Below are 26,691 nucleotides of genomic sequence, written 5' to 3'. Positions count from 1 at the left end.
TTTATTAGAAGTTTCATTCGTTATTCGCATTATTTCTCGTGAGAAAATTTATGAATAGAGGGGTTGATATACCATGAACATACTGTCATCGATGGATCCTGTACTGCTGAGTCGTATACTTACTGAAGTTACGCTCTTTGTACATATTATTTTCGCATCCTATGGCGTTGGCGTTCCGCTTATGATTTTGCTCGCAGAGTGGAGAGGGGTTCGTACCAATGATCAACATTACGTTCTGCTTGCGCGCCGCTGGGCACGCGGTTTTGTAATCTCCGTCGCGATCGGCGTCGTTACCGGGACATCTATAGGTCTTCAGCTTAGCTTACTGTGGCCGACATTTATGCGCGTCGCAGGTCGCGCCATCGCGCTCCCGCTGTTTATGGAGACATTTGCTTTCTTTGCCGAAGCTATATTTTTAGGAATGTATTTGTATACATGGGAACGATTCAAAAATAAATATACGCACTTGCTGCTGTTGATTCCCGTTGCACTAGGCTCTTCTGCCTCTGCGTTTTTCATCACAACTGTCAATGCGTTTATGAATTATCCTCAAGGCTTCACGCTTCAAAATGGGGTATTCACGAATGTACAGCCGTTTAAAGCCATGTTTAACCCGGCAACCCCAACGAAAGTAGCACACGTCTTAGCGTCGTCCTATACAGTTAGCGCAGCATTGCTCACTTGTATTGCAGCCTACAACATCCTTAAAGGCCGCAAGCATGTCTATTACAAAAAAGCGCTGAAACTTACGGCGATTTCTGCGTTTGTGTTTGCTGTCATTACAGCGATTATTGGCGACTTCTCAGGTAAATATTTAGCGCAGTATCAGCCGGCCAAACTAGCGGCAGCAGAGTGGCATTTTGAGACGATGCGCCAAGCCCCCTTTGTATTTGGAGGTGTGCTTGGTGAGAATAATGAAATTAAATACGGAATTAAAATTCCATATGCATTAAGTATTTTGGCAGGCAATTCGCCAAATTACGAAGTGATTGGTCTTGACCGGATTCCCGATGATGAAGAACCGCCGCTGTATATTCACTATTTATTTGACCTAAAAGTATCCACGGGTGTGCTGCTTGTTATCATTCCGCTTCTATATATGCTGCGCAAGAAATTGCCGGGGAAGAAGCATTATCCTAAATGGCTGCTTGTTTTGCTCGTTGCTCTTGCTCCGCTTGCGATGACTGCTTATGAGCTTGGGTGGATTTTCTCAGAAGTAGGCAGACAGCCGTGGATTTTGGTCGGTTACATGAAAGTAGAAGAAGCGGCGACGACATCAACCAATGTAGGCTCTATGCTCGTTCTATTCATTATTTTGTATTTGGTGCTGTGTATTTCTTGTATTCGCGTGCTCAGCAAACTGTTTAGAAATAGAAGCGCTGAGGAAGAAATGCAAGAACGCGGAATGGAAGGAGGGGATCATATATGAGTTACGCAGATGTAGGGATTACAATTTTATGGACGTTTCTCTTCGGATATATCATCGTTGCATCAATCGATTTTGGTGCCGGATTTTTTAGCTACTATAGTGTAGTTACAGGTCATCAAAATGTGATACACAACATCGTACAACGTTACTTATCTCCAGTCTGGGAAGTGACCAACGTGTTTCTTGTATTTTTCTACGTTGGCTTGGTTGGATTTTTCCCGGATGCGGCTTACTATTACGGTACTGCGCTTCTCGTATTGGGGAGTGTGGCTATCGTGCTGTTAGCGATTCGGGGTGCTTATTATGCCTTTAATACATATGGCAGCAGCACGAAGGAAAGAAGCAAAGTATATATGGCATTGTACGGGGCGACAGGACTTTTGATACCGGCTGGGCTGTCTACCATCCTTGCGATTTCTGAGGGAGGCATTATTGAAGAGGCAGGCGGACGTGTCTTATTTGATTGGAGAGAGTTTTTTACGAATCCGTATACATGGTCCGTTATTATTTTGGCGATTGTTAGTGTACTGTACATTTCTGCGATGTTCCTCGCTTACTACGCGAAAAAAGCAAGGGATCAAGGCGCATTTAAAATCCTTCGCGGGTATGCTTTATTTTGGAGTGGACCGACGATTCTGGCATCACTGTTTGCGTTCTTTCAAATATACAAACAAAATCCTGAACACTTTATGGCGATGATTGATAACTCGTGGATGTTTGTCGCTTCCTTGCTGTTCTTCCTTGTTGCTGTGTATTTCATGGTTAAAGGAGAAAACCTGGGTCTTGGCTTTATAGCGGTTATGCTGCAGTTTGGCTTCGCTTGGTTCGGGTATGGACGGTCGCATTTGCCTTACATTTTGTATCCATACATCAACATACATGAGAGCATTACGAACGAATCGACGGCTATTGCGCTCATTATTGTTTTTGCTGCGGGGCTGCTCGTCGTTATCCCTTCGATTGTACTCATCATGAGGCTGTTCTTGTTCAATGCCAAGTATGTGAGCGGTCAATCTCCTAAGAAAGGATGATGCGAAATGGAACAATATATTACGGTTTTTATAGCACCGCCGCTCGTCGTTGTAGCTACCATCGTGTTCTTGTTCATATACGCCGCCAAATATAAGAACCCGAAGGACGATAAGTAAAAAAAGTGCCTCCGCTGAAGTAGCGGGGGCACTTATATTATTCGGACACAGCCATTGACCTTTTTTTTCTTATTATTGCTATCATGAGCCGTCCTATTATATGCTATAATACATATTTGGCAGAGATTATGGAAAAAGGATGGTAATGTGAATGATCAGTACAAGTGGAGTAACGCTTCGTTATGGGAAGCGAGCCCTCTTTGAAGATGTTAATATAAAATTTACGCCTGGTAATTGCTACGGACTTATCGGTGCGAATGGAGCGGGGAAATCCACATTTCTAAAGATTTTGTCTGGGGAAATTGAACCGAACTCTGGTGAAGTGCACATGACACCAGGTGAACGAATGGCTGTCTTGAAACAGAACCATTTCGAATATGATGAATTTAATGTGCTGGAAACTGTAATTATGGGTCATACAAGACTCTATGAAATTATGAAAGAGAAAGATGCACTGTATGCGAAAGCGGATTTTTCAGAAGAAGATGGAATTCGCGCAGGGGAGCTTGAAGGTGAATTCGCCGAGCTAGACGGATGGAACGCAGAGTCTGATGCCGCTGCCCTCCTCATTGGACTTGGTATTCCACGCGAGCTTCATGATAAGAAAATGGCGGAGCTGAGCGGTAACGAGAAAGTACGCGTTTTGCTGGCACAAGCTTTATTCGGCAATCCTAATAATTTGCTGCTCGATGAGCCTACGAACCATTTGGACATTGAATCCATTTCATGGCTTGAGAACTTCCTCATGGACTATGAGGGCACGGTTATTGTCGTATCTCACGACCGTCACTTCTTAAATAAAGTATGTACACACATTGCAGATATCGACTACGGTAAAATTCAATTGTACGTTGGTAACTACGATTTCTGGTATGAATCAAGCCAGCTCGCACTCAAACTTGCGAGAGAGCAAAACAAGAAGAAAGAAGAGAAAATTAAAGAGCTGCAAACGTTCATTCAGCGCTTCTCTGCGAATGCTTCGAAATCGAAGCAAGCGACTTCTCGTAAGAAGCAGCTTGATAAAATTACGCTTGAGGACATTCGTCCATCCAATCGTAAATATCCGTTCATTAACTTTAAGTCTGAGCGGGAAGCGGGTAAACAGCTTCTTACCATTCAAGGGCTCACGAAGACTGTTGATGGCGAGAAAGTACTTGATAATGTTAGCTTTGTTGTAAATAAAGGAGACAAAATTGCCTTTGTAGGGCCTAACGGTCTGCCGAAAACGACATTGTTCCAAGTACTGATGAATGAACTGGAACCAGACAGCGGTGAATATAGCTGGGGTGTAACGACATCACAAGCTTATTTCCCGAAAGACAACTCAGAATATTTCGATGGCGTTGATCTGAGTCTAGTTGATTGGCTTCGTCAATATTCCCATGATCAAGATGAGACATTCCTCCGTGGTTTCCTTGGACGTATGCTGTTCTCAGGTGAAGAAGCACTGAAGAAAGCAAGTGTTCTGTCCGGGGGAGAGAAGGTTCGTTGTATGCTCGCGAAAATGATGCTGAGCGGAGCGAACGTGCTTCTGTTTGATGAGCCTACGAACCATTTGGATTTGGAATCGATCACTGCGCTCAATAATGGGCTAATCGATTTCGATGGTACGATTTTGTTCACATCTCATGACCATCAGTTCATCCAAACGATTGCCAACCGGATTATTGAAATTACACCAAGCGGTATTATTGATCGTGTAATGAGCTATGATGAATATTTGGAAAGTGAAGAGATTAAAAAGCTGCGTGAAGAAATGTATCCTGAAGAAGTATAAGGATCATCCACTCGCCGCTTCTTACTCATAAACAAAGAATGCTGTTTTCCTTTTTGACGAAAGGTAAGCAGCATTCTTTGTTTTTAAGAGCCTCCAGTACGGCGGCGTTGGTTGTTTGGTTTTTTCGTGTTTTGACTTGTCAGCTTTTTCGCAGAGCCTAATTGGTTCTGGCCAGGCCTGGGTGATCCCGTATTTTGCTTTTTCTGCTCAAGCTTTTGGCGTATAGCATCGGCTAAGCTAATTTTACGAGAGTCCTGTTCTTCCGTCATGGTTTCATCCTCCTTGAAGGTTATGCATTCACATTGTATCCGTTTTTAAATGCTCGTACAAGGGAAACAATGTAAAGGATAACGACTCGTACTTTGACCGCGGGCAACACTGTTTCTCTAGACCCACACCGATTTCTTTTGATAAGATAGCAAAGTCAATTTTTTACCTCATTTGGAGGAGAAACAACTGGGGGTGTCACAGGTTTGGTGGATGTATACGAAAATATAAAAAAAGGGGAACGAGGCGCCTGGGTCAGTATAGCGGCATACTTGTTGTTGTCTGCCTTTAAGCTGGCAAGCGGATATTTTTATCATTCAGACGGGCTGCTGGCTGATGGATTCAATAACCTGACAGATATTGTCGCATCTGTCGCTGTACTTATTGGACTTCGTATATCGCAAAAGCCTCCCGATTCCGATCACACATACGGTCATTTTCGTGCTGAGACAGTCGCTGCACTGGTAGCGTCATTTATAATGGCAATGGTAGGGATTCAGGTCGTTATTCAAGCCATTGAGTCACTTTTCACTGGAAAGGAAACGATACCGAGCTTACTTTCAGCAGGCATCGCCGTCATTTGTGCAGTCTCGATGCTGGCTGTCTATGCATACAATCTGAGATTGGCGAAACATATTAATAATCAAGCATTAATGGCTGCGGCAAAAGATAACCTGTCTGACGCTCTTGTAAGTATTGCAGCAGCTGTCGGTATTGTAGGAGCACAGTTCGGATTGCCATGGCTCGACGGCGTCGCGGCAGTTGGCGTAGGATTGCTTATTTGTAAAACGGCTTGGGATATTTTTCGCGATTCGACCCATAGACTTACAGACGGATTTGACGAGAACCAGCTCACCGATCTTCGAACGACTATAGCCCGGACGAAAGGCGTTGAAGGAATCAGGGATGTCAAAGCTAGAGTTCACGGCAATCACGTGCTTGTGGATGTTGTCATTGAAGTAAATCCTGAACTGACTGTCATTGAAGGACATGAGATCAGTGATAAAATAGAGGAGCGAATGAAAAAAGCGCATAATATTATGCACGTGCATGTACATGTGGAACCTAAACAGTAAAAGTGCATAACATAGTTAACGATCCCCCATCTACGAACGGCTTATAGTTGGGGGATTATTCATTTTGATGAGGGGGAATACTGAGATGGACTTAAGATATCCCGTAGGTCAGTTTACATTTGACGGAGAGATTACGAGTACTCAAATTGAAAGCTGGATACAAGAAATTGAAGAGGCGCCGCGTATTTTAAGAGAAACAGTAAAGGACTTACAGGACGAACAGTTAGATACTCCTTATCGACCAGGGGGATGGAGCCGTATATGGAAGATCGATGGGCAGAACTTCCTGATTCTAAGTTGCCAGTTGAGGTTTCTCTGAAGCTTTTAGAAGCATTACATACCAGATGGGTAAGTCTGCTGCGGAGTTTAAGTGAAGCTGACCTCTCGAAGACATTTTTCCATCCGCAATCAGGGGAAGTTTCTGTTGGCTTAAATATAGGTATCTACGCATGGCACTGCAGACATCATATTGCTCATATTACATCTTTATGCAATAGACAAGGTTGGTAGGTTGCTTTCATGTATATTTGTACTATACTTTAGTGTGTATTCATAATTTGGTTTTTATATATGCATTCATGGTTAAAGCATAAAGGAGATGTATTAGTATGGAGTCCATACTCGTGAAGGAATACCGGGGCGGCACACTAGAATGTGCCCATATGGGTCATATCAGTATAGTCGGTGAGGACGGTAATATTGTATCTTCAGCAGGCGACCCGCATTTTGTCGCCTTTACTCGTTCATCAGCTAAACCTTTTCAAGCGATCCCTGGTATTCGCGGCGGCATCATTGAGCATTACGGACTGTCAGATCAGGAAGTGGCAATCATGGCTGCATCTCACGCTGCTGAGCCTTATCATATTGAGACATTAGAAAGCATTATGGCTAAGACGGGGCTAGAAGAGAACGGAATGATTTGTGCTCCAAGTTATCCATTAAATGAATCTGCGAGAGAGTCAGTTATTCGTGCTCAAGGCTCAAAGCGGCGTGTATTCCACAATTGTGCCGGTAAGCATTTAGGGGTGCTTGCATACAGCAAAATGAAAGGATACTCGCTTCATGATTATGCGGGTAAAGATCATCAAGTACAGCAAGAGATATTGGAAGTGCTTGCTGAAATGAGCGAACTTCAAGTGGATCAAATTGGGCTCGGGACGGATGGTTGCGGATTTCCTGTGTTTGCCCTCCCATTGTCTGCGCTGGCTACAGCTTATATGAAACTGGCTTGTCCTGATCTGATCGAAGACGATGCAACAAGAAATGCTGTTGTCCGGATTACGAATGCGATGAATCGTTATCCTGAGCTGGTCGGTGGAAATGGAAGAGTAGATACCGTTCTGCTTCATGATCACAATATTGTAGCTAAGGGAGGATTTAAAGGCGTCTTCTGTCTTGGTCTGCGCAAAGAAAGACTTGGGATTGCCTTTAAAGTGCTGGACGGTTCTGAGGAAGAATGGGGCTGGATCGTACAAGCAATCCTGGGACAAATCGGATACGAGCATAAAGAGACGATTGAACGTGTGCGTGCGCAATTTACAAATCGAATTGTAAACGATGCTGGACTTGAGGTGGGCCACGCCGAGACTGTTTTCAAACTTGTATAACTTGCACAATAATAAAGTCCATCATGCTAAAGGAAATCGATTCCTTAGAACGATGGACTTCTTAGTATTCATCAATGAGTCATTTGATTAGGCTCCCCGCAGTTTGCCAAGCTCAGTAGCGATAGCTTCCACTTCGGAAATACTCAAATTTGGTTTGCTCATTACGAGTTCGTACACATCACGAATATCATCATAATGGTTGACCGAAAATGCTGAAGGCTGCATGGCAGCACCTGAAGCCATTCTAAGTTTCGTTTTAATTTCTTCAATCATATATTCCACATTTTCCTGGTTTTTTTGAGATAAATCCATTTACGTTTCATCCTTTCTTACGCTTTCTTTCACGAAAGAGCTGTATGTATTGTATCATGATTGTACCTTTGACAACCATTTTTTTTGCGGGATCAGGGTCCGTTGGGTTAGAATGAAGTGAATAGAAATTAACAGGAAAAAGGATGGTTGCAGTGAATGGCAATTCAAAACCTCTTTTCATTACCGGATGGAGCTGGACGCCGCAAAATGGCAGGGGAAGAGCTAACTGCTTTTTTTGAGCATATTCATGGGCATGTTCCGCTCGAATTGATCACCTTTGTATGCATTGGAACGGATCGGTCCACTGGAGATGCCTTAGGTCCGCTAGTCGGCTCGAGACTTCGCTCTTATGGGTTTATGAATGTCATTGGCACTCTTGAACAGCCGTGTGATGCAAATAATTTGAAACAGCAGCTAGAAACGATACCAGACGATCACACGGTCATTGCTGTTGATGCCTGTCTTGGCCAGCCAGGTACGGTGGGCTCATTCATAGTATCGAATAACCCTCTAATACCTGCGCAATCGGTTGGAACAGATTTACCTGCAGTAGGAAATTACAGCATTGCAGCTGTTGTAAATGTTTACGGACCTAAACCGTATTGGACATTACAAATGACATCTTTATATCAGGTCATGCAGATGGCAGATCAAATTGCCGAAGCCGCTGCGAAAGCGTTTGCTCTCATTCAAGTTTCATAGATGGTTGTTAATAGTTCATAGTTTGCACAGAAAGAAGGATTTGTGGGTGGAAAAGGTTAATGTGGACGGATATACAATCAGTTATTCTGATCAAGGCGCAGGAGAAGCGGCTGTGCTGCTGCATGGATTTTGCGGCAGTTCTGCTTATTGGAATGATATTGTTCCGCTGCTTTCAAGTCATTACCGGCTCATTGTTCCAGATTTACGGGGTCATGGACGGTCAGATGCGCCTATGGGACCTTATTCAATTGATCAGATGGCAGATGATATTGTGAAGCTGCTGGATCATCTTCAAATTTCTAAGGCGACTGTATTTGGTCACTCTCTAGGGGGCTATATTTCGCTATCTTTGGCTGAGCGGTATCCATTAAGAATGAAAGGATTCTCCCTTGTTCACTCTACCGCTTATCCTGATAGTGAAGAAGCGAAGAAGAAACGACTTCAGGCGGTTTCCAGCATTCAAGCTCACGGTATCGCAGATTTTGTAGATGGGTTGATTCCTGGGTTGTTTGCAGCAGACAATGTAAAGCTTATGCCAGAAAAGATTATGCGAGCCAAAGAAATCGGATACCACACACCGCCTCAAGGAGCGATTGGCGCTTCGCTTGCGATGCATGATCGTCCAGACCGAAGAGACGTCATTGCGAATTCAGAGCTGCCTGTGCTGCTTGTTGCTGGTGAGAAAGATGGCGTTGTTCCGCATGAGAAGACGTTTACGGCATCGAAATCAAATATTATTCAGTCTATTATCCCAGGTGCAGGTCATATGAGTATGATGGAGAAGCCGCAGCAGCTTGCGAACGTTATGCACTCTTTTCTAGAAAGGATTACCCGCTTATGAGCTATCGCAGAGACTATTTAATCCGTATGTTTGAGGATATGACAACGATGGTTGCGAAAGTCTTCGGACTAAAGCAAGAACAGAAATATATTGAAGCGATTTGGGAATTGGATGATCTCATGCGTAAGTTTTTCGGCTTAAACTCCAAATTAATCAACTCTTTGCCTCCAGAAGATATTATTGAAATGCTTCGTGTTGGCGGAGTGGTTGAAGTGGATAAGCTGCAGACCTTAGCAAGGCTCTTAAAGGAAGAGGCGGATGTCTTTTTAGCTAAGAATGAACTGGACGAAGGGATTGTTCGGCTTATGAAGTCGCTTCATCTATATTTGTATGCGGCGCTTCATGGAGCAGATCTTGAACTGCAAGATCTCCCGCAGCAAATTGCTGAACTTAAGGAGCGGCTAAAAGGCTATGAACTGCCTGTAAAGAGTGAAAAGTTAGTGCTCCAATATGAAGAACAACAAGGTCATTTTGATTTGGCAGAAAATGCACTATATCGATTACTAGATCGTCATGCTGCTTCGCCGGCAGAAGCTATCGCCTTCTACGAAAGATTACTTCAGTACTCGGATGAGCAATTGGAGCAAGGCGGTCTTCCTCGTGATGAGGTGGAAGAAGGAAGAAATGCGATGCTGCAAAGACAATAATGCAAAGAAGCTTAGAACCTATTTTCAAGGATCTAAGCTTCTTGTTTTGAGGAAGTGTTATTCACCCTGCAGTTTTATTAATAAATCAGAATGTGCTATTGTTACGATTGAAACATAAAAGTTCATGTAGAAAGTAGGCTGTACAATCATGGAATCACTGCGGAAACTCATTCGTCTCATGGTGGAAGAGCGCTCGCTTATTACAGCGACACTTAGCCAATTGCGCAAGCGTGACGGAGATTCCTTCACTAAAGTGCTTATCAAACCAGTCGAGTTAAAAAATAAACTTCATTATCAATTGGAGTATCACTATGCCAATAAAGTGACGCACGAGAACATTGCTCCAGAACAGCTCGAAGCGCAGTTAATGAGCTTATTCGAGACAACCTTCCGTCAAGCGCTGTTCTGTACTGTGAATGCTGACTATCAGGTGCTCATTAGTAAAAAATATAAGGTTTCTATTCTGACGAAGTCTCCTACGAAGATGGCCGTTAATCTCGCTCACAATCGTAAAAAGCAGTACGTACTCGAAGAAGGAGTTCCTGTTCCTTTTCTCATTGAGCTTGGCATTATGAATGCAGAGGGCAAAGTGCTCGCGAAAAAATTTGATAAATTCAAACAGATCAATCGTTTCTTGGAAATGGTTCAAGATGTGCTTCCTCACCTTCCTCAAGATAGACCGATTACAATTCTCGATTTCGGCTGCGGAAAATCATACCTTACATTCGCACTTTATCACTATTTGGCGATCCAGCAAGGCAGAGAGTTGAATGTTGTCGGATTGGATCTTAAGGCGGATGTGATCGAACGCTGCAGTTTGCTGGCGAAAAAACTGAAGTACGATCATTTGCGCTTTCTTGTCGGTGACATTGCAGAATATAACGAAGTAGATCAAGTCGATATGGTTGTCACGCTCCATGCGTGCGATATCGCAACAGATGCTGCGCTTGAGAAGGCGATTCGGTGGAATGCGGGTGTTATTTTATCCGTACCTTGCTGTCAGCATGAGCTGTATTCGCAAATCGAAAGCTCAGTGCTCGATCCGCTGCTGTCTCACGGCATATTGAAGGAACGGTTCTCTTCGCTGGCCACCGATGCAGTTCGGGCTAAGATACTCGATATTCTCGGTTATAAAACACAGCTTCTAGAGTTTATTGATATTGAGCACACCCCGAAAAACATTATGATCCGTGCCGTAAAATCACCGGCAGGAGATGCCCAATCGTTGTGGAAAGAATATACGGCATTTCGTGATTTCCTAAATATATCTCCGTATTTGGAGCGTGCAGTCGGCGATTTACTGGTATTGGCGACGGGGCATTTCATCTAAATAGTATGAATGCATCTAATGAGGTCAACACTGGCTGTTGACCTCATTTTTTTCTATATTTGACGGGAGGGCCCTGAATGGCTGTATTTGTTTTGCTATTAGAAGCTATTGCGGTATGTCTGTTCACAGGCTTGTTTTTCAATCGGGATATGTACTCGCTATTATTTGTGTGCAGCAGTACAGCTATTGTTATGCTTCTCCCCTATATCATTCAAAGCTCCAAACGTCGTCGTCATTTACGACTTACCCTTGGTTTCTCTGGCCCCTATAAGTGGGATCGAGTAATGCTGTTTCTGCCTTGGCTCATCGCTCTCGTCTATGGTTTTCATTTAGCAGTCTCACCTTTATCGATACAAGGTACATTAAACGAACTGCTCCGTTGGTCGTGGATTGGTCTTATTTTATGGATGGCGTACATGACTTCTTATCTGGGCAAAGGAAGACAATTGCTTCTAATAGGCTGGCACATGATGGGCGCGGTTTTGGCAGTTAGCTCTATCCTTTCGATTTACGGAATCATATCTTTGCCTCATTCTATTATGAGGACTGGACAGGCAGAGATCGCTTCACATGGGGCGAGACTTGCCGGATTGTTGCAATATCCGAACACTTTCGCTGTCATTATGGGAGTGTTCACGTTAGAACGATTATTCGCTTCTGCATCAACATATAAGTCTCACACTCCTTCCTCTACCATGTTCATTTCCGCTCTTCCGCTGTTTCCTTATATCGTACTTCTCCTTCTAACGGAATCGCGCGGCGCGTGGCTTTCCACTTTGATTGGTTTATTGGTCGGCGCAGTGCTGTTAAATAAGGATGAGCGAAAATCGTTTCTTATAATATGCTCCACCTCTGTATTTGGAGCAGTCATGATCTATTTGCAGCTAAGTTCAGTGGAGCTTGCTCCGGAGAGCTTCGTTGGTATGCTGTGGTTTTGCTTTATATGGGTGTTGTCTATTTTATTGACACTCGGTCTACTTAAGCTCGGATCAGGGAGATCGCTCATTTTTCGCTATCTATCTTACGCAGCTTCTGTAATTATGTTAATTCTGGGCGGGGGCAGTATATTTTTTCATGTCAAATCAAGGTTAACCGAGCATTTTAGCACCATATCAGCACGGACTTTAATTTTCCATGATGCACTTGCTTTGTTTAATCGGTATCCATGGCTTGGACAAGGCGGAGAGACGTGGCGTTTGAGCATGCGTGAGGTTCAAGAACAACCCTATGTGGGCAGCGAAGTTCATAGCGGATATTTAGATATGCTGCTGAATTTAGGTGTTGTTGGGCTTGGACTTATGATCTTTATGCTGTTTCTAATGAGTTACCGCTTATTGCGCGCAAGAAGTGTAATGACAGGTTGCTGCGCAGTTTTGATTACTCATAGTGCCGTGGATTTTGACATGAGCTATGGATTGACGTGGCTGCTATTCATTTGGATAACCGTTCTAGGTGTCCCTTCTTCACCTATTAAACGTGCTGATGAGGGTGTGATGTGGCACTGGACATTGAGGAATGATCGGATCACGCTGCAGCGTGTCATGATGGGTATGGCAATCGTAGTTCTCTTAGGCATTACGGTTCAATCGTTACGTCTAAACATGGGTGAACATTGGTACATTAAGTCGTTGCAAGCTTCTGCCTCGAAGCAATCACAGTCTTTATTAGAAAGGTCATTGCGCTGGAATCCGTACGACGCGAATCCGCGAATTGTACTATCCCAAGATGTAAACCCGAAGGAAGCAGTCACCTTACTGAAAGAAGGCTTGTCCTTTAATCCTGAGCACCCTGATCTTTGGTGGCAATTGGCAAGAGCATACGCACAAGCAGGAGAGAACTCTCTCGTTATTTCCGCAGTAGATACTGCGCTTCGGCTCGATCGTTTTAACACAAATAAGCAAGCGGAAGCTTTAACTTTGCTTTTAGATATTGGTATTAAACAATATATCGAAGGGGATGGACCTGGGGCGCACGCGACTGTCATGGCTGGAATTGAGAAATACAATCAATATAAAAGTTTAACCCAGCTAACATCCAAAACCATTCACCTTCGTAACGACCGAGAGTTCTATTTGACGAAGGAAGCTGACGACACAGGGCATAGATTAGAACGGTTCGCACGCCAGCTGTCCTTCCAAACGAAGTGAGCGTTAGGCATATTTATCCACCGAAGGCATCTCGAAACGCTTGAGATAACTCTGTCCGATCGATTTTCCACAGTTCTGCTAATTCGGAGCTCACATCCGTATGCCACCAATCCGCTAATTTCTTCCGATTGCTCTGGTTCTCTACGATCCAAAGCAAGTTATTGATGACTTTTTTGAAGTATAATTCCTCCCCTTGTTTAAAAAGTTCAGGAGCAATATACACTTTGAGCCGCTTGACGGTGCGATACAGCTCTTTGCTGCATGCGCGGCGGATTTTACGGGGAGACGGAAGTGAAGATTGATGCTTTTCGTTTATTTTGTTCATCGAAAATGGCCACTCCTCTCTCATTTCTTCATAACATATGCGGATACAAAGGGAAGGGGTACTATAATCGAATCGCTTCAATGCGGATGCTGTTAAGTAGAAGTCATCATTCGGCGTATGTTAGAATAGTGTTATGGATAAGCCTGTAACAAAAAGTGAAAGAAAGAGGGTTTGGAGTGGATTTTATATCAAATGTCATTGGCCAGTTGTTTGATTGGATTCAAAGTTTAGGATATTTCGGGATTATGCTTGGACTAATGGTGGAAGTCATTCCAAGTGAAATCGTGCTTGCATATGGCGGATTCCTTGTGGCTCAAGGCAAAATCAATTTTGCCTTAGCGATATTGTTTGGTGTGGTAGGAGGCGTCATTGCACAACTGTTTATTTATTGGATTGGCAGATATGGCGGACGGCCTTTTTTGGAAAAGTACGGTAAGTATATCCTTATTCAAAAGAAACATATTGATCATGCCGAGGAATGGTTCCGTAAATACGGTACAGGTGTTATTTTCACAGCTCGTTTTATTCCCGTTGTTCGTCATGCAATTTCCATTCCAGCAGGCATATCTAAAATGCCAGTAGGACGATTTACTATTCTTACAACGCTTGCGATTATACCTTGGTCCATCCTTTTTGTGTATTTAGGCAAGGTGCTTGGCGATCGTTGGGAGCACGTGGATGAATATGCATCTAAATATACTGGACCTATCTTGCTCGTAGCGCTTGCGCTTCTTATCGTCTATTTTCTAATAAAATGGTTCGTTTCGAAGAAAAAGAAAGGGGATGCATAAATGACTTCTCAGCTGAGAATAGAAACATTTTGCCTCGGTCCCGTTCAGACAAATGCTTACCTGATTAGAGGTGAGGATGACAATAAAGCAATTATTATCGATCCAGGAATGAATCCTGAAGCGTTAATTCGCAGGATAGAGAACTTAGAAATTGAAGCGATCTTGCTGACTCATGCTCATTTCGATCATATTGGCGGCGTGGATCAAATTCGTAAATTAAAGGGCTGCCCTGTATATATTCATCCGTTAGAAGCAGATTGGCTTACTTCTGCGAAGCTGAATAGATCAGCCCATTGGGCTCCTCAAATCGAGCCTATTGAGACGGACCCTGCGGAGTACGATCTGGCTGAAGGGCAGACGTTACAATTTGTCGGCCATTCTTTCAAGGTGTTCCATACCCCAGGACACTCTCCGGGCAGCGTAAGCTTCTTGTGCGGAAACGATTTATTTTCGGGAGACGTATTGTTTCGTTTAAGTGTAGGACGTACTGATTTGCCTGGAGGAAGGGAAGCGGATTTATACAATTCGATTCAAAGTAAGCTGTACACCTTCAAAGATGAGGTTAAAGTATATCCTGGCCATGGCCCAGCAACGACGATCGGGTATGAAAAGGTACATAATCCGTTTGTTCACATCTAATATATTTACAAAATTTTCATAAAATCTATAGACGACCCCTAAAGATTTTGTTAAAATATTTTCAATTGAATGAACATTGTTGCGAAGAACGCAAGCTGAGGATGATTCCCGGTTTGCGTTTTTTTTTCTTTGTTCGCTAATTAGAGGGGGATACGGAGTTGAATGAGCGGTTTTCAGACCATTCAGATGAGAGTTCGATAGGACAACTAGAAGGGATGGTGTCTCATCATGATGATGTGTGCTCGAATCCATACATCAAGCTGTCAACATGGGATCATGTGTTCAAAATAAACGGCGAAATTAAACAGTATTGGTTCTATAAATTGGAAGAGTATCGTAAATAGTATAAATTATGTTTTATGCAGCTGCTCCAGCTAATTCCATATTAAATTTACCTTTCCATAGACATCACTATCTTTTTTTAGTAGAGTATATAAATAAATGAATATATAACACAGCCAGGGAGGTAGACGATGCTACGTTTAGGTGAGAAAGTGGTCATTGTAAATGACACCTTTGAGCAGAATCTTCCTGTTGGAGAGTATGGATATATTATTGCCTACGACCGTAATCCGGATAATGCGTTTGATTATGTTATTCGTGCACCGAAGGTCAATCGGAACTTTTTCGTACCAGCTTCTGATATCGACTTGGAAGAAAGTCTGTTAAAGCAAGAAGCTGAGAGAATCGAGCGAGAAGCACTAATTGATTATGCACTTGCTACACATAATGAGGAGCTGTTCAGACATGTGATGAACGGTTTGGCGCAGAATACAGATGAGGAAGAGGCGGACTCAACGGAAGTTATGTCTCAGGACGAATTTATAAAACAAGTAAATCTTCGTGCTTGGATTTAAAGAGAGTCGGCAGATGCCGACTCTCTTCTTTTGTATTCTAAAACGTTCATTTCCTTCCTGTGGATTGAATTGTCCACCTTTCTACAATATAATTAAAAAATATTATCAGGAACTAAATGAATGTGACCTGGAGGAACGAAAAAAGATGACGATTCATGTAAAAGATGTCGAACATGTAGCGAAGCTCGCTAGGTTAAATCTAAATGCTGAGGAAGAGCAGATGTTTACTGAGCAGCTTAATGCCATTTTACAATATGCAGAAAAGCTAAATGAATTAAATACGGATGATGTCGAGCCGACAACTCATGTTCTGCATCTAAGCAATGTGATGCGTGAAGATGAGGTGCGGGATAGTCTGCCGATCGAGAAAGTTCTCTTGAACGCGCCGGATGAAGAGGACGGCCAAATTAAAGTGCCTGCAGTATTGGAATAGGGATCGCTTAGAAGGGAGGAACAGACATTGACGCTGTTTGATTTGCGTTTACAAGAAATACATAACAAACTCCGCAGCAAGGAGTTATCCGTTTCCGATTTGGTGGATGAGGCTTTCGGTAAGATTAACGAGAGAGAAGATCGTGTGAAAGCTTACCTTACTTTAGATGAGGAGCAAGCTCGCAGCACAGCGAAGAAATTAGATGATAAGCTTGCGTCTAATGAACCGAAAGGCTTGTTGTTCGGTCTTCCTGCTGGAATTAAGGATAACATTGTAACAGAAGGCCTTCGTACAACGTGTGCCAGCCAGTTTTTATCCAATTATAACCCGATTTATGATGCAACTGTAGTCACCAAATTAAAGCAAGCTGAGAGCGTGACGATTGGAAAGCTTAATATGGATGAGTTCGCAATGGGCGGTTCTACGGAGAACTCTAGCTTCTACCCAACTCGTAACCCTTGGAATTTGGACTATGTACCAGGCGGATCGAGCGGCGGTTCGGCCGCTGCAGTCGCTGCGGGTGAAGCATACTTCACGCTTGGTTCGGATACTGGGGGCTCTATTCGTCAGCCGGCTTCGTATTGCGGAGTCGTAGGTTTAAAACCAACGTATGGTCTCGTATCACGTTTTGGTCTCGTTGCTTTTGCTTCGTCACTTGATCAAATCGGACCGATTACGAAAAATGTCGAGGATGCCGCATATGTTCTGCAAGCAATCGCTGGGTATGACAAGATGGACTCCACTTCGGCGAATATAGAAATACCTGATTATATCAGCGCTTTAACTGGTGACATTCGCGGCCTGCGAATCGCTGTCCCTAAAGAATATATGGGCGAGGGCGTAGACCCAGCAGTGAAGGAGTCTGTAATGGCTTCACTTCGTGTGCTCGAAAGCTTAGGTGCTGAATGGGAGGAAGTATCACTTCCTCATACTGAATATGCGGTTGCTGCTTATTACTTGCTTGCTTCTTCTGAAGCTTCTTCTAACTTGGCGCGCTTCGACGGAGTTCGTTACGGCGTACGCGCGGATAACCCAGATAACCTGCTTGACTTGTATCATAAGTCGCGCAGCCAAGGGTTTGGTTCTGAAGTGAAGCGCCGTATTATGCTTGGAACCTATGCTTTGTCATCGGGATATTACGATGCCTACTATTTAAAAGCGCAAAAAGTAAGAACACTTATCAAACGTGACTTTGATGAAGTGTTTGCGAAATATGACATCATCGTAGGTCCAACTGCACCGACGACAGCTTTCCGAATCGGTTCACAAGTGGACAATCCATTGACGATGTATTTGAACGATATTTTGACGATCCCGGTTAGCCTTGCGGGTGTGCCTGCACTTAGTGTCCCATGCGGTTTCGCAGAAGGTCTGCCTGTAGGTCTGCAAATTATAGGCAAACCTTTTGACGAATCAACGATTTTACGTGTCGCTCATGCATTTGAAGCAAATACCGAACATCATAAGCAGCGTCCAAACCTGTAATCACCGCAAGTTAACGGGTTTTCTTGCACAATGTTCTAGGAGGGAAATTCATGTCAACATCTAAATACGAAACGGTGATCGGGCTGGAAGTTCACGTGGAGCTGCATACGAAATCGAAAATTTTCTGCGGCTGCTCAACTGAATTTGGAGCACCTGCGAATACACATACTTGTCCGATCTGTTTAGGCCATCCTGGCGTTCTGCCGGTGCTGAACCGTCAAGCCGTGGAATACGCTATGAAAGCAGCGATGGCGCTTAATTGTACGATTGCGGATGTCAGCAAATTTGACCGCAAAAACTATTTCTACCCAGACTCGCCAAAAGCTTATCAAATTTCACAATACGACAAGCCGATTGGTGAGAACGGCTGGATTGATATTGAAGTCGATGGTAAAACGAAACGCATTGGCATTACCCGCCTTCATCTTGAAGAAGATGCAGGAAAATTGACGCACGTTGACGGCGGATACGCGTCGCTTGTCGATTTTAACCGTGTTGGTACGCCGCTTGTGGAGATCGTGTCCGAACCTGATATCTCCTCTCCAGAGGAAGCAAGAGCTTATTTGGAGAAACTGCGGGCCATTATGCAATACTGTGAAGTATCTGACGTGAAGATGGAGGAAGGCTCGCTTCGCTGTGACGCCAACATCAGTTTACGTCCATATGGTCAGAAGGAGTTAGGTACGAAGGCCGAGCTTAAAAACATGAACTCCTTCCGCGGTGTACAGCGCGGACTCGAATATGAACAGCTTCGTCAAGCAGACATCCTGGATGATGGCGGTCAAGTTGTTCAAGAAACTCGCCGCTGGGATGAAGCTCAAGGCAAGACGTTCTCGATGCGCAGCAAAGAGGAAGCACATGACTATCGTTATTTTCCGGACCCGGATCTTGTAACCTTGCACATTGATGAGGCGTGGAAAGAGCGGATACGCGCGACCATTCCTGAGCTTCCTGATGCGCGTAAAGCGCGTTATACTTCCGAATTTAATCTTCCAAGCTACGATGCAGAGGTGATCACTTCTTCTAAACAGCTTGCAGATCTGTTCGAAGAAAGCTTGAAGTATACGAAAGATGCAAAATCAGTAGCAAACTGGATTATGGGTGACCTCCTTGGTTATTTGAACAGTAATGGGCTTGAATTGTCTGATGTACAAATTACGGGTCAAGGCCTTGGCGAAATGATTGGTTTGATTGAAAAAGGTACAATCAGCAGTAAAATTGCAAAAACAGTCTTCAAAGAAATGATCACTAGCGGTAAGCTTCCTCAGCAAATCGTTGAAGAGCAAGGGCTTGTACAAATTAGCGATGAGGGTGCTATTCTCGCTATTGTGAACGAAGTTATTGCTGCCAACCCTGCTTCTGTAGAAGATTATAAGGCAGGTAAGGACAAAGCAATTGGATTCCTTGTCGGTCAGGTTATGAAGCTAAGTAAGGGAAAAGCCAACCCTGGACTTGTGAATAAACTGCTCGTGGATGCATTAAAGCGCTGATCGTCATGAGGAACGGATAAGGGCATGTCGATCTGACGTGCCCTTTCATTTTTATATTCGGAGCGAGGAGGATGCTCGTGATTATACAGTTATCATTAAACGATGATGATACGGTTCATCAAATATGGCGTCTGCAGCATATCGCTTATCGTCTAGAGGCGGAATTAATTGGTTTTAAACAAATCCCGCCGCTTTTAGATACATTTGACTCTATTAAGCAATGCGGAGAGCAATTTTTTGGATGTTTAAGTGAAGATGGGGAATTAATGGGTGCTATTGCCGTGGAACAAGAGGAACCGAATACCCTGACGATTTCAAGAATGATGGTGCATCCCGACTTTTTCCAAAAGGGGATTGCCAGCAGTTTGCTGAGATACGTATTTGATACATTTTCAGGTGTGGATCGGTTCATTGTGAGCACTGGAACTCGAAATATACCAGCGGTGAATCTATATTCTAAACATGGTTTCATACCTGTTCGTCGTAACGAAGTAGCGCCAGGAGTTGAATTAACGACATTTTATCGTGATTCTATGAAGGAGGGAGCATAAGCTTGTATAATCCATGGTTCATTGACAATGTCCACATATTGTTAAGATTATTAACGGCTATGTTGCTTGGCGGTCTTATTGGTTTGGAACGTGAGCGATCCAACCACGCTGCTGGCCTTAGAACGCACATTTTAGTTTGTTTGGGTTCAGCTCTCATTATGTTATTATCCATTTACGGCTTCTCCGAATTTGTGAATGAAGGAAATGTACGGATTGACCCAGCGCGTCTTGCAGCATCCGTTATTACGGGAATTGGATTCCTAGGAGCGGGTACTATATTGTTTACGGGTAAATCCATTACAGGCTTGACGACAGCGGCTTCAGTCTGGATTGTTGCAGCACTGGGGCTTGCCGTGGGAGCTGGATTTTATTTTGCGGCTTCTGTCTCTACTGTACTTGTCCTCCTTACACTTTGGGGATTCAATATTTTAGAACAACGATTTATTCGGACTAGTAAATATCATGTCATTACATTATTAGCCGCAAGTAGGCCTGATTTAATAAATAACATTTCTAATTATTTGCAAAATGAAGGAATTCGGGTTAAGAAAGTCATTATAGGTGACCAGGCTTCTTATGCAGGAGATCCTGATCCCACATCACCTAAAGCTGAACTGACGATTCATGTTACGCTTTCACACAGCTTTGATCCAATGAAATTGGTTTCTGAAATAAAGCGGGTTGAAGGTGTATGCAAAGTTTCGGTGGATTAGTATCTGGGAGGAATATAGATGATGCCGCGTAAAAGAAAACTTATTGCCGTTCTGCTTGCCGCTCTAGTGCCTGGCGCTGGTCATCTGTATTTAGGGTTGTTTCAGAAAGGAGTCGCCTTTCTATATGCCTCGTTGCTCGATGTGTTCTTACTGCTTTATTTCTCCTCGATGGTCATGGACATCAATGTACCGCTGCTTATTTTTCTCGGTGTTATAAATCCTGTTTTATATTTTTATAATGTATATGATGCGCTCCAATCTACAGATCAAATGAATCGCGGGAATATAAAGAAGAATAAGCTCAAACCATTAACGTTTGGGCTTTTACTCGTCGTTGGGGCAATAATCCTTATAGCGCTTTATCGGAAGCCGAAATGGCTTGATGGGTGGGTTGAACAGGCCGGTGTATATGCTGTGTCTGTTATTTTTATGGCCATCGCTGGTTTTCTTGTCATAACAGCTATTAGAAGCCGGACGAACAAGGTACGCATTGGCCGTTACACCTCGTCTATTCTTTGGTTCGGGATTGGAGTGTTACTCCTTGTAGATAAGTGGCGGGACCTGGATTATATGCAGCTTCTCTTAAAATGGTGGCCGTTCATTTTCGTTGTTGGGGCGATGGAGTATATCGTTATGCATATGATCTACCGTCAGCCTAGTGGGAAGAGAACGATGCGATTTAACTTCGACATACGGAATATATTATTATCCGTGTTCATTGCAGCTTCTGTGTTTGTTATTGCGGAGCAAGAGCTTTATATGCATCTTTGGAACCGGGTGAGCTTGAATTTGGCAGCAGCAGCGGCTGATTTTAGTGAAGAATCGGGAACGAGAGTAGACAAACCTATGATTACGGTACCAATCGAGAAGAACGCAGACAAGCTAGTCATTGACAATGTTAACGGGAGCGTCACAGTAAGGAAAGGGGCTGTGCAAGAGGTACTCGTTCAAACGACCATTTGGGTAGATGAAATTGCTCGAGGGGAAGCCTTGGGTATTGCTGAACAATCGACAGTGGAGGTTGGAAGTAATAAAGCCATTACCATTTCAACTCATGGTCAGACTTATGGTAAGACGGGTAAGCGCCATCCTCGTATGAATCTGTATATTACAATCCCTGAGTACAGCAATCTCAATGTAGATATTAGAACAACCAACGGCAATATGATTATGGAACATGTTAGAGCTGCAAGTAATATACATCTAGAGACGGGCAATGGAAAAATTAAATTGTATCATGTAATCGGTGATGTGACGGCTAAAACATTAAATGGAGACGTATATTTCGACGGGGTCTATGGAGATGTGAATGCTGAAACAAAGAGAGGCAGCTTTGAAGCATCAAATATAAATGGGAAAATCGCACTCTCAACACTAGTAGGCAATATTTCATTAGTAAGTTCCAATGGTGATATTCAGGTTCATACCAAGAACGGAAATATTTTTGTGGATGATGCCAAATCGAAATTAGACGCAGAGTCTCTAAATGGAACGATTGAAATTCGCACCCATGCCGTAGGGGGAGATTGGTCGGTATACAGCGCGGTGGGTGAAATGAATTTATATTTACCCGAAGCAGGCAGTTACCGGGTAGACGGTACAGCAACTTATGGAGATATCACAACCAATTTACCGCTTACTACCGAGCACAAGCGACTGTCGGGTAAAATCGGCAACGGCGATTATTTGATTCAAGTAGAGGGAAACAGCGATTTACATGTATGGAAATATTAATCCATGATCATACAGGTGTATTATAATTTACTCTCGTTGACAAAATATTTGTAGTAAACGTACAATACAGATATATGAATAAGGTCGGTTAAGGCCGTTTTTAATTGGCTATATCACGATTGAGGGGGTGGATAGGATGACAACGCGTGTCCAAGATGCGTTAGAACAACTGAAAATGAATGGTGTTCGTATCACCCCGCAGCGCCATGCGATTTTATCTTATTTAATGGAATCGATGACCCATCCTACAGCTGATGAGATTTACCGTGCTCTGGAACCTCAGTTTCCAAGCATGAGTGTTGCAACTGTATATAATAATTTGAAAATGTTTATTGAAGCGGGTATGGTTCGTGAATTAACGTATGGTGACAGCTCAAGCCGTTTCGATGCGAACGTCTCCAAACATTATCATGTGATTTGTGAGCGTTGCGGCAAAATTGAAGATTTTGACTATCCTTCCCTAACAGAAGTGGAGAATAAAGCGGAAGAAAGCACCGGATTTCAAGTAAATGGTGTTCGTATGGAACTTTACGGATTGTGCCAAAATTGCAGGGTTCATTAAAGGTTACGTAGAAATAAAAGACGTGAGGAGTTCGTGCAGGCGAACTCATCGCGTCTTTTTTTATTTACGTTAGTATACCTGGAATATGAGAGCGGAGGTTCAGTGATTGAGGCACACAAAGAGAGAAATACGAGGGTCGAAATTCGGATGTTTTAGTCTGTTAGGCGTTATTATCATTTGTATTTGTGCTTTTATAGGATTAACGAGGTTGATGCCTAATGATGACCATGTTAAGCCAGATTGGAGCGGCATCGACAAGCCTATTTTTTCTCAAGGTAAACTTATGGACTACTCGGCGATCGGCACAGGGGAGCAGCTTAAATTACCGCTTCCAGTAATAGAAGAGATTGTCGATCCTCATATTCGCTATGAAGAGTCGACGAAGTCTGTTATTATAACGACTTCAAGTAAGCTTCTGCATATTCAGAAGGATCAGAAGAGAGGTACACTGAACCAACAGCCTTATCAGCTTCGTTTTGCGCCAGAAGAAGTTGGTGGAGTTTTATATATTCCGATACGCCCATTAGAAGATATTTACGGTATTTCCGTCCACGAGGACCAAGATACAGGGGTGATTCTGCTGATGAAAGTAGGAGAGACCATTCAGTGGTCACATATTAAAGAGAGCGGTAAAAAGAACAAGACAGCGGCTATGCGCACGGATGCAACGATTCATGCTCCGATTTTACAAGATGTTGTTCAAGGTTCGAAGCTGCGTATTTGGGATGAGCAGGATCATTGGTATTATGCTCAGACGGATAACGGTTTTACGGGGTATGTACATAAGGATGAAGTAGTGCTGGATGATACTCAAAAGGTGAACCCACCAGAGGAACAGGCCCCTTCCAGTCCGAAAGATTGGAAGGGGAAGAAAGTTAATTTAACGTGGGAAGCTGTATATGAGAAAAACCCTAGCACGGAATCCATTGGTTCATTACCAGGTGTGAATGTTGTAAGTCCGACTTGGTTTAGGATTGTAGATGGAAATGGTAATGTGCGCAGTCAAGCAGACATCTCTTATGTTGAATGGGCGCATAATCGTCATATGGAAGTGTGGGCCCTTCTAAATAACGGCTTTAATCCAGACCTGACGAGCTCGGCGTTATCTACTTTTGAAACACGTCAAACAATCATTACTCAAATGCTGCATTACGCCAAAATCTATGATTTAGACGGAATCAATATCGATTTTGAAAATGTATATTCCAAAGATGGAGACAATGTGACCCAATTGGTTAGAGAGCTTAGACCGCTTGCTCATGAGCAAGGTCTAGTCATTTCTATTGACGTTACACCCAAATCGAGCAGTGAGTTGTGGTCACTATTTTTAGACCGTCAAGATTTAGGAGAACTCATAGATTATATGATTGTCATGGCTTATGATGAACATTGGGCTTCGAGTCCAAAAGCTGGATCAGTCTCATCCTTACCTTGGGCAGAAAAAGCCGTTACTAGGATTTTGAATGAAGACGGTGTCCCTGCAGACAAGCTTATACTAGGCATTCCGCTGTACACTCGAATATGGTCTGAGACAATTAAGGACGGGAAGACCGAAGTTAGCTCCAAAGCTGTAGGAATGGAGACTGTTCAAGAAACGATCCAAAAGTTAAAATTAAAGACTATTTTCTCTGAGGATACAGGACAAAATGTTGCCGAGTATCAAGAGGATGGTGTGGACAAAAAGATTTGGATTGAAGATAAAGTATCTTTAGAGGCGCGTGTTAAGCTTGCTAAATCACTTGGTCTGGCAGGAATTGCGACCTGGAATCGGAGCTTTGCATCTGAAGAATCGTGGGATATACTTAAACAAATTTCGGAATGATATAAAAAAGACCTTAGTCCGCTTAGGATAAGGTCTTCATTTATTTGTTAATGATGAACATGGCCGGCATGGTGATTAACCATTTGACCAGCTTCTACTTCTTCTGCAGTAATATTCGCTTTATTCGGGTCCAGTGTTAGTACGGTTTTGCAGAACATGCAGCGGTCTGTCTTTCCTAACATTTTCGTTAGTTTATGACATTCTGGACATTCTACTTGAACTGCGCTTGTAGAGAGCATTCCAGCCCAGAAATATACCCCTAGACTGCCGAGCATGGAGATCAGTCCAATGACCAACCCAATTGCGGCAAATACTTTACCAGATTGTCCAAAGAAAACAATACCTGCTGTACCAAGGATCATTAGTCCCATTCCAAGCACCGTCAGGAGCAAGCCCCATAGACGAAATTCATTAATTTTGCTCGATTTTAGAAGCATCATAATTACTCCATTCTTAGAAATATAGCAACTTTTAAAGAAGAAGGAACTAAAATATATATGTAGAACTATATTATAACTGAAAAGGTGGATAATCGCCAAGGATTGTATGGAGGGAAACGTGGAATTAACGAATCTATCATTTATTGGTGATCGTTCTCTTGGAAGTGATGCTATTGGAGCTGTTTCTTATCGCCGTCATGATGTTAACTTTCATAGCTCGCTTCTGCAAGATTTCGATATACTAATTCTCGTTGTATGTGAATGTGAGCATCTCAAACGTGAAGTTGAGCATCTAATCGATAAAGAACTTCGCTATCAAGTTTTATATGTCAGTCTGAACTATTTCAAACATTGGATCGTTTCAGGGGAAAACCGCGATATCGTAGAGTACCTTCTTCAAGGCACTATTATCTGGGATGAACGGGGAGTCATTAGACAAATGAAAGAAAAGCTATTCCAATTTGATCATTCCTTACGTGAGCAGAAGATGTTTTCGGAATTTGCTAAGTTTATGCGCATGTATGTTGAGGCAAAGCGCTATATTCAGGATGGACATATTTTAGACGCCTATCATAGTGTGCTCGAGGCGCTTCATCACTGGGCCAGAATTGAACTGATTAAACAAAATGTACATCCGGAAACTACGGTATGGAATCAGTTGCGTAATTTAAATGTAGCAGTATATAAGCTGTATGAGGAACTGGCAGGCGGCAATGAGACATTAGAGAAGCGTGTACAGCTCGCGATTATTGCTTGCGAATTTTCAGTGATGTCTAAGATGGAAGAGTGCTCTTCTATTCTTCTAACAATTCTGCGCAGCCGCAGTAAGCCGTGGGCGGTTCAAGAACTGGCAGAACTTCCTGAGCTCCAACATGTAAGTGCTGAATTACCCATGTTGCTTCGAAAGCTTGTCTATAGATCGTTAGTTAACGAAGAAGTTAGAACGATGCAAAGGGAGACAGAACTGGTACGCGAAATTCGTTACTGGGCTCTATGAGATATTGCAAAATCATTAGAGAGAATAATTGATGTTTAGGTTATTCTCTTATTTCTTTATTCATAATATAAAAATAAGGTTGACGAGCATACGAAGTCTGTGATAAATTAAATCTCGCCCCTTTAAAGGGACCAATCGTTTTGAGGCTTTAGAAAGAACTTGAAAAAAGAATTTTTTAAAAAAAAGTTCTTGACGAAGAGATGGACGATATGATATATTATAAAAGTCGCCGCTGAAAAGCGGATGAGACAAAAAAGTGAGTTTGATCTTTGAAAACTGAACAACGAGTGAGTGAATTTCACTTCGGTGAAATTCAAAAAATAGAGAACGAAATGTTCTCGTCAGTTTGATTCAAAATGAGCTAATCGCTCTTCTAATTTAATGGAGAGTTTGATCCTGGCTCAGGACGAACGCTGGCGGCGTGCCTAATACATGCAAGTCGAGCGGAGCTGATGAGGTGCTTGCACCTCTGAAGCTTAGCGGCGGACGGGTGAGTAACACGTAGGCAACCTGCCTGTAAGACTGGGATAACCCACGGAAACGTGAGCTAATACCAGATAGACAAGACC

Annotated in this window: 28 protein-coding genes, 1 rRNA gene and 1 pseudogene; 26 read left to right on the top strand and 4 right to left on the bottom strand. The window is 43.1% G+C overall.

Annotation, left to right across the window (positions count from 1 at the left end; genetic code table 11):
• The first annotated feature begins 82 nt into the window (after positions 1-82).
• The 4 genes from J2Z20_RS09945 (at position 83) to J2Z20_RS09935 (ending at position 4,354) form a co-directional block, all read left to right on the top strand.
• Positions 83-1,429, top strand: coding sequence for a cytochrome ubiquinol oxidase subunit I (locus tag J2Z20_RS09945; protein ID WP_209849529.1), 1,347 nt, complete (start codon positions 83-85; stop codon positions 1,427-1,429).
• Entirely contained in the window at positions 1,426-2,460 is a 1,035-nt protein-coding gene (locus J2Z20_RS09940) for a cytochrome d ubiquinol oxidase subunit II (RefSeq protein ID WP_209849000.1), read from the top strand. Before J2Z20_RS09945 ends, J2Z20_RS09940 begins: the two co-directional genes overlap by 4 nt.
• A 6-nt stretch (positions 2,461-2,466) precedes the next feature.
• Positions 2,467-2,577, top strand: coding sequence for a cytochrome bd oxidase small subunit CydS family protein (gene cydS, locus J2Z20_RS18350; RefSeq protein WP_415640029.1), 111 nt, complete (start codon positions 2,467-2,469; stop codon positions 2,575-2,577).
• A gap of 151 nt (positions 2,578-2,728) precedes the next feature.
• A complete protein-coding gene (locus tag J2Z20_RS09935) occupies positions 2,729-4,354 on the top strand; it encodes an ABC-F family ATP-binding cassette domain-containing protein (protein WP_209848997.1) in 1,626 nt (541 codons plus the stop codon).
• Positions 4,355-4,437: 83 nt separating this feature from the next.
• On the opposite strand, the gene J2Z20_RS09930 is transcribed toward J2Z20_RS09935, so the two are convergent.
• Complete coding sequence (locus J2Z20_RS09930) at positions 4,438-4,623, bottom strand: hypothetical protein (protein ID WP_209848993.1); 186 nt, start codon at positions 4,621-4,623, stop codon at positions 4,438-4,440.
• 204 nt (positions 4,624-4,827) lie between these two features.
• On the opposite strand from J2Z20_RS09930, the gene J2Z20_RS09925 reads away from it, so the two are divergent.
• From J2Z20_RS09925 to J2Z20_RS09915, 3 genes and pseudogenes are all read left to right on the top strand, one after another.
• Positions 4,828-5,697 carry a cation diffusion facilitator family transporter gene (locus tag J2Z20_RS09925; RefSeq protein WP_245252224.1) on the top strand — a complete coding sequence of 290 codons (870 nt, stop codon included), beginning with the start codon at positions 4,828-4,830 and terminating at the stop codon, positions 5,695-5,697.
• 85 nt (positions 5,698-5,782) lie between these two features.
• Positions 5,783-6,207 (top strand): annotated as a pseudogene (locus J2Z20_RS09920) (metal-dependent hydrolase).
• A gap of 98 nt (positions 6,208-6,305) precedes the next feature.
• The gene (locus J2Z20_RS09915; RefSeq protein ID WP_209848990.1) at positions 6,306-7,304 is read left to right on the top strand and encodes an asparaginase; all 999 of its coding nucleotides are present in this window, start codon (positions 6,306-6,308) and stop codon (positions 7,302-7,304) included.
• Positions 7,305-7,391: 87 nt separating this feature from the next.
• Here J2Z20_RS09915 and J2Z20_RS09910 read toward each other — a convergent pair whose 3' ends face one another.
• On the bottom strand, positions 7,392-7,616 hold the full coding sequence (locus tag J2Z20_RS09910; protein WP_209848986.1) for a DUF1128 domain-containing protein: 225 nt from the start codon (positions 7,614-7,616) through the stop codon (positions 7,392-7,394).
• Between the two features lie 156 nt (positions 7,617-7,772).
• Between J2Z20_RS09910 and yyaC the strand changes: the two genes are divergently transcribed.
• From yyaC to J2Z20_RS09885, 5 genes are all read left to right on the top strand, one after another.
• Positions 7,773-8,318 carry a spore protease YyaC gene (gene yyaC, locus J2Z20_RS09905; protein ID WP_209848983.1) on the top strand — a complete coding sequence of 182 codons (546 nt, stop codon included), beginning with the start codon at positions 7,773-7,775 and terminating at the stop codon, positions 8,316-8,318.
• A 46-nt stretch (positions 8,319-8,364) separates the two neighbouring features.
• Entirely contained in the window at positions 8,365-9,159 is a 795-nt protein-coding gene (locus tag J2Z20_RS09900; RefSeq protein WP_209848981.1) for an alpha/beta fold hydrolase, read from the top strand.
• Positions 9,156-9,806, top strand: coding sequence for a DUF6483 family protein (locus J2Z20_RS09895; protein WP_209848979.1), 651 nt, complete (start codon positions 9,156-9,158; stop codon positions 9,804-9,806). Before J2Z20_RS09900 ends, J2Z20_RS09895 begins: the two co-directional genes overlap by 4 nt.
• Before the next feature lie 148 nt (positions 9,807-9,954).
• Positions 9,955-11,136 (top strand): class I SAM-dependent methyltransferase, encoded by a 1,182-nt coding sequence (locus tag J2Z20_RS09890; protein ID WP_209848977.1) that lies wholly within the window; start codon positions 9,955-9,957, stop codon positions 11,134-11,136.
• Positions 11,137-11,213: 77 nt separating this feature from the next.
• The gene (locus J2Z20_RS09885) at positions 11,214-13,283 is read left to right on the top strand and encodes an O-antigen ligase family protein (RefSeq protein ID WP_209848975.1); all 2,070 of its coding nucleotides are present in this window, start codon (positions 11,214-11,216) and stop codon (positions 13,281-13,283) included.
• A gap of 13 nt (positions 13,284-13,296) precedes the next feature.
• On the opposite strand, the gene J2Z20_RS09880 is transcribed toward J2Z20_RS09885, so the two are convergent.
• Complete coding sequence (locus J2Z20_RS09880) at positions 13,297-13,608, bottom strand: dehydrogenase (protein ID WP_209848973.1); 312 nt, start codon at positions 13,606-13,608, stop codon at positions 13,297-13,299.
• Positions 13,609-13,784: 176 nt separating this feature from the next.
• Here J2Z20_RS09880 and uptA point away from each other — a divergent pair, with 176 nt between their 5' ends.
• The 12 genes from uptA (at position 13,785) to J2Z20_RS09820 (ending at position 24,685) form a co-directional block, all read left to right on the top strand.
• Complete coding sequence (uptA, locus tag J2Z20_RS09875; protein ID WP_209848971.1) at positions 13,785-14,399, top strand: undecaprenyl phosphate transporter UptA; 615 nt, start codon at positions 13,785-13,787, stop codon at positions 14,397-14,399.
• A complete protein-coding gene (locus J2Z20_RS09870; RefSeq protein ID WP_209848968.1) occupies positions 14,400-15,038 on the top strand; it encodes an MBL fold metallo-hydrolase in 639 nt (212 codons plus the stop codon).
• A 158-nt stretch (positions 15,039-15,196) separates the two neighbouring features.
• The gene (locus tag J2Z20_RS09865; protein WP_209848966.1) at positions 15,197-15,382 is read left to right on the top strand and encodes a hypothetical protein; all 186 of its coding nucleotides are present in this window, start codon (positions 15,197-15,199) and stop codon (positions 15,380-15,382) included.
• Positions 15,383-15,511: 129 nt separating this feature from the next.
• Positions 15,512-15,895, top strand: a complete 384-nt coding sequence (locus tag J2Z20_RS09860; protein ID WP_209848964.1) for an ATPase — start codon at positions 15,512-15,514, stop codon at positions 15,893-15,895.
• A 145-nt stretch (positions 15,896-16,040) separates the two neighbouring features.
• A complete protein-coding gene (gene gatC / locus J2Z20_RS09855; protein WP_209848962.1) occupies positions 16,041-16,328 on the top strand; it encodes an Asp-tRNA(Asn)/Glu-tRNA(Gln) amidotransferase subunit GatC in 288 nt (95 codons plus the stop codon).
• A 27-nt stretch (positions 16,329-16,355) separates the two neighbouring features.
• A complete protein-coding gene (gene gatA, locus J2Z20_RS09850; protein WP_209848960.1) occupies positions 16,356-17,813 on the top strand; it encodes an Asp-tRNA(Asn)/Glu-tRNA(Gln) amidotransferase subunit GatA in 1,458 nt (485 codons plus the stop codon).
• 50 nt (positions 17,814-17,863) lie between these two features.
• Positions 17,864-19,303: an Asp-tRNA(Asn)/Glu-tRNA(Gln) amidotransferase subunit GatB gene (gene gatB, locus J2Z20_RS09845; RefSeq protein WP_209848958.1), complete on the top strand. Its 1,440-nt coding sequence runs from the start codon at positions 17,864-17,866 to the stop codon at positions 19,301-19,303.
• 77 nt (positions 19,304-19,380) lie between these two features.
• Positions 19,381-19,854 (top strand): GNAT family N-acetyltransferase, encoded by a 474-nt coding sequence (locus tag J2Z20_RS09840; protein WP_209848956.1) that lies wholly within the window; start codon positions 19,381-19,383, stop codon positions 19,852-19,854.
• A 2-nt stretch (positions 19,855-19,856) separates the two neighbouring features.
• Positions 19,857-20,567 carry an MgtC/SapB family protein gene (locus J2Z20_RS09835; protein ID WP_209848952.1) on the top strand — a complete coding sequence of 237 codons (711 nt, stop codon included), beginning with the start codon at positions 19,857-19,859 and terminating at the stop codon, positions 20,565-20,567.
• 21 nt (positions 20,568-20,588) lie between these two features.
• A complete protein-coding gene (locus J2Z20_RS09830) occupies positions 20,589-22,301 on the top strand; it encodes a DUF4097 family beta strand repeat-containing protein (RefSeq protein WP_209848949.1) in 1,713 nt (570 codons plus the stop codon).
• Positions 22,302-22,437: 136 nt separating this feature from the next.
• Positions 22,438-22,863 (top strand): peroxide-responsive transcriptional repressor PerR, encoded by a 426-nt coding sequence (gene perR / locus J2Z20_RS09825; protein WP_209848946.1) that lies wholly within the window; start codon positions 22,438-22,440, stop codon positions 22,861-22,863.
• 211 nt (positions 22,864-23,074) lie between these two features.
• On the top strand, positions 23,075-24,685 hold the full coding sequence (locus J2Z20_RS09820; protein WP_209848943.1) for a glycosyl hydrolase family 18 protein: 1,611 nt from the start codon (positions 23,075-23,077) through the stop codon (positions 24,683-24,685).
• Positions 24,686-24,732: 47 nt separating this feature from the next.
• Here the strand turns inward: J2Z20_RS09820 and J2Z20_RS09815 are convergent, their stop codons facing one another.
• On the bottom strand, positions 24,733-25,122 hold the full coding sequence (locus J2Z20_RS09815; protein WP_209848940.1) for a YgzB family protein: 390 nt from the start codon (positions 25,120-25,122) through the stop codon (positions 24,733-24,735).
• Between the two features lie 121 nt (positions 25,123-25,243).
• Between J2Z20_RS09815 and J2Z20_RS09810 the strand changes: the two genes are divergently transcribed.
• Entirely contained in the window at positions 25,244-26,122 is an 879-nt protein-coding gene (locus J2Z20_RS09810) for a nucleotidyltransferase-like protein (protein ID WP_209848937.1), read from the top strand.
• Positions 26,123-26,500: 378 nt separating this feature from the next.
• Positions 26,501-26,691: ribosomal RNA gene (locus tag J2Z20_RS09805) — 16S ribosomal RNA — on the top strand; the annotation flags it as partial.

Source organism: Paenibacillus sediminis (genome assembly GCF_017873765.1).
In the GTDB taxonomy this organism is placed as follows: Bacteria; Bacillota; Bacilli; order Paenibacillales; family Paenibacillaceae; genus Paenibacillus_AG; species Paenibacillus_AG sediminis.
The sequence above is the reverse complement of the archived record's forward strand: the minus strand, read 5'-3'. Positions and strand labels throughout refer to the sequence as shown.

Bases quoted from the DNA above. Each gene is read 5' to 3' on its own strand.
- J2Z20_RS09940 (WP_209849000.1), top strand. From the start codon at position 1,426: ATGAGTTACGCAGATGTAGGGATTACAATTTTATGGACGTTTCTCTTC.
- cydS (WP_415640029.1), top strand. From the start codon at position 2,467: ATGGAACAATATATTACGGTTTTTATAGCACCGCCGCTCGTCGTTGTA.
- J2Z20_RS09935 (WP_209848997.1), top strand. From the start codon at position 2,729: ATGATCAGTACAAGTGGAGTAACGCTTCGTTATGGGAAGCGAGCCCTC.
- J2Z20_RS09930 (WP_209848993.1), bottom strand. From the start codon at position 4,623: ATGACGGAAGAACAGGACTCTCGTAAAATTAGCTTAGCCGATGCTATA.
- J2Z20_RS09915 (WP_209848990.1), top strand. From the start codon at position 6,306: ATGGAGTCCATACTCGTGAAGGAATACCGGGGCGGCACACTAGAATGT.
- J2Z20_RS09910 (WP_209848986.1), bottom strand. From the start codon at position 7,616: ATGGATTTATCTCAAAAAAACCAGGAAAATGTGGAATATATGATTGAA.
- yyaC (WP_209848983.1), top strand. From the start codon at position 7,773: ATGGCAATTCAAAACCTCTTTTCATTACCGGATGGAGCTGGACGCCGC.
- J2Z20_RS09895 (WP_209848979.1), top strand. From the start codon at position 9,156: ATGAGCTATCGCAGAGACTATTTAATCCGTATGTTTGAGGATATGACA.
- J2Z20_RS09890 (WP_209848977.1), top strand. From the start codon at position 9,955: ATGGAATCACTGCGGAAACTCATTCGTCTCATGGTGGAAGAGCGCTCG.
- J2Z20_RS09885 (WP_209848975.1), top strand. From the start codon at position 11,214: ATGGCTGTATTTGTTTTGCTATTAGAAGCTATTGCGGTATGTCTGTTC.
- J2Z20_RS09880 (WP_209848973.1), bottom strand. From the start codon at position 13,608: ATGAACAAAATAAACGAAAAGCATCAATCTTCACTTCCGTCTCCCCGT.
- J2Z20_RS09870 (WP_209848968.1), top strand. From the start codon at position 14,400: ATGACTTCTCAGCTGAGAATAGAAACATTTTGCCTCGGTCCCGTTCAG.
- J2Z20_RS09860 (WP_209848964.1), top strand. From the start codon at position 15,512: ATGCTACGTTTAGGTGAGAAAGTGGTCATTGTAAATGACACCTTTGAG.
- gatC (WP_209848962.1), top strand. From the start codon at position 16,041: ATGACGATTCATGTAAAAGATGTCGAACATGTAGCGAAGCTCGCTAGG.
- gatB (WP_209848958.1), top strand. From the start codon at position 17,864: ATGTCAACATCTAAATACGAAACGGTGATCGGGCTGGAAGTTCACGTG.
- J2Z20_RS09830 (WP_209848949.1), top strand. From the start codon at position 20,589: ATGCCGCGTAAAAGAAAACTTATTGCCGTTCTGCTTGCCGCTCTAGTG.
- perR (WP_209848946.1), top strand. From the start codon at position 22,438: ATGACAACGCGTGTCCAAGATGCGTTAGAACAACTGAAAATGAATGGT.
- J2Z20_RS09820 (WP_209848943.1), top strand. From the start codon at position 23,075: ATGCCTAATGATGACCATGTTAAGCCAGATTGGAGCGGCATCGACAAG.
- J2Z20_RS09815 (WP_209848940.1), bottom strand. From the start codon at position 25,122: ATGCTTCTAAAATCGAGCAAAATTAATGAATTTCGTCTATGGGGCTTG.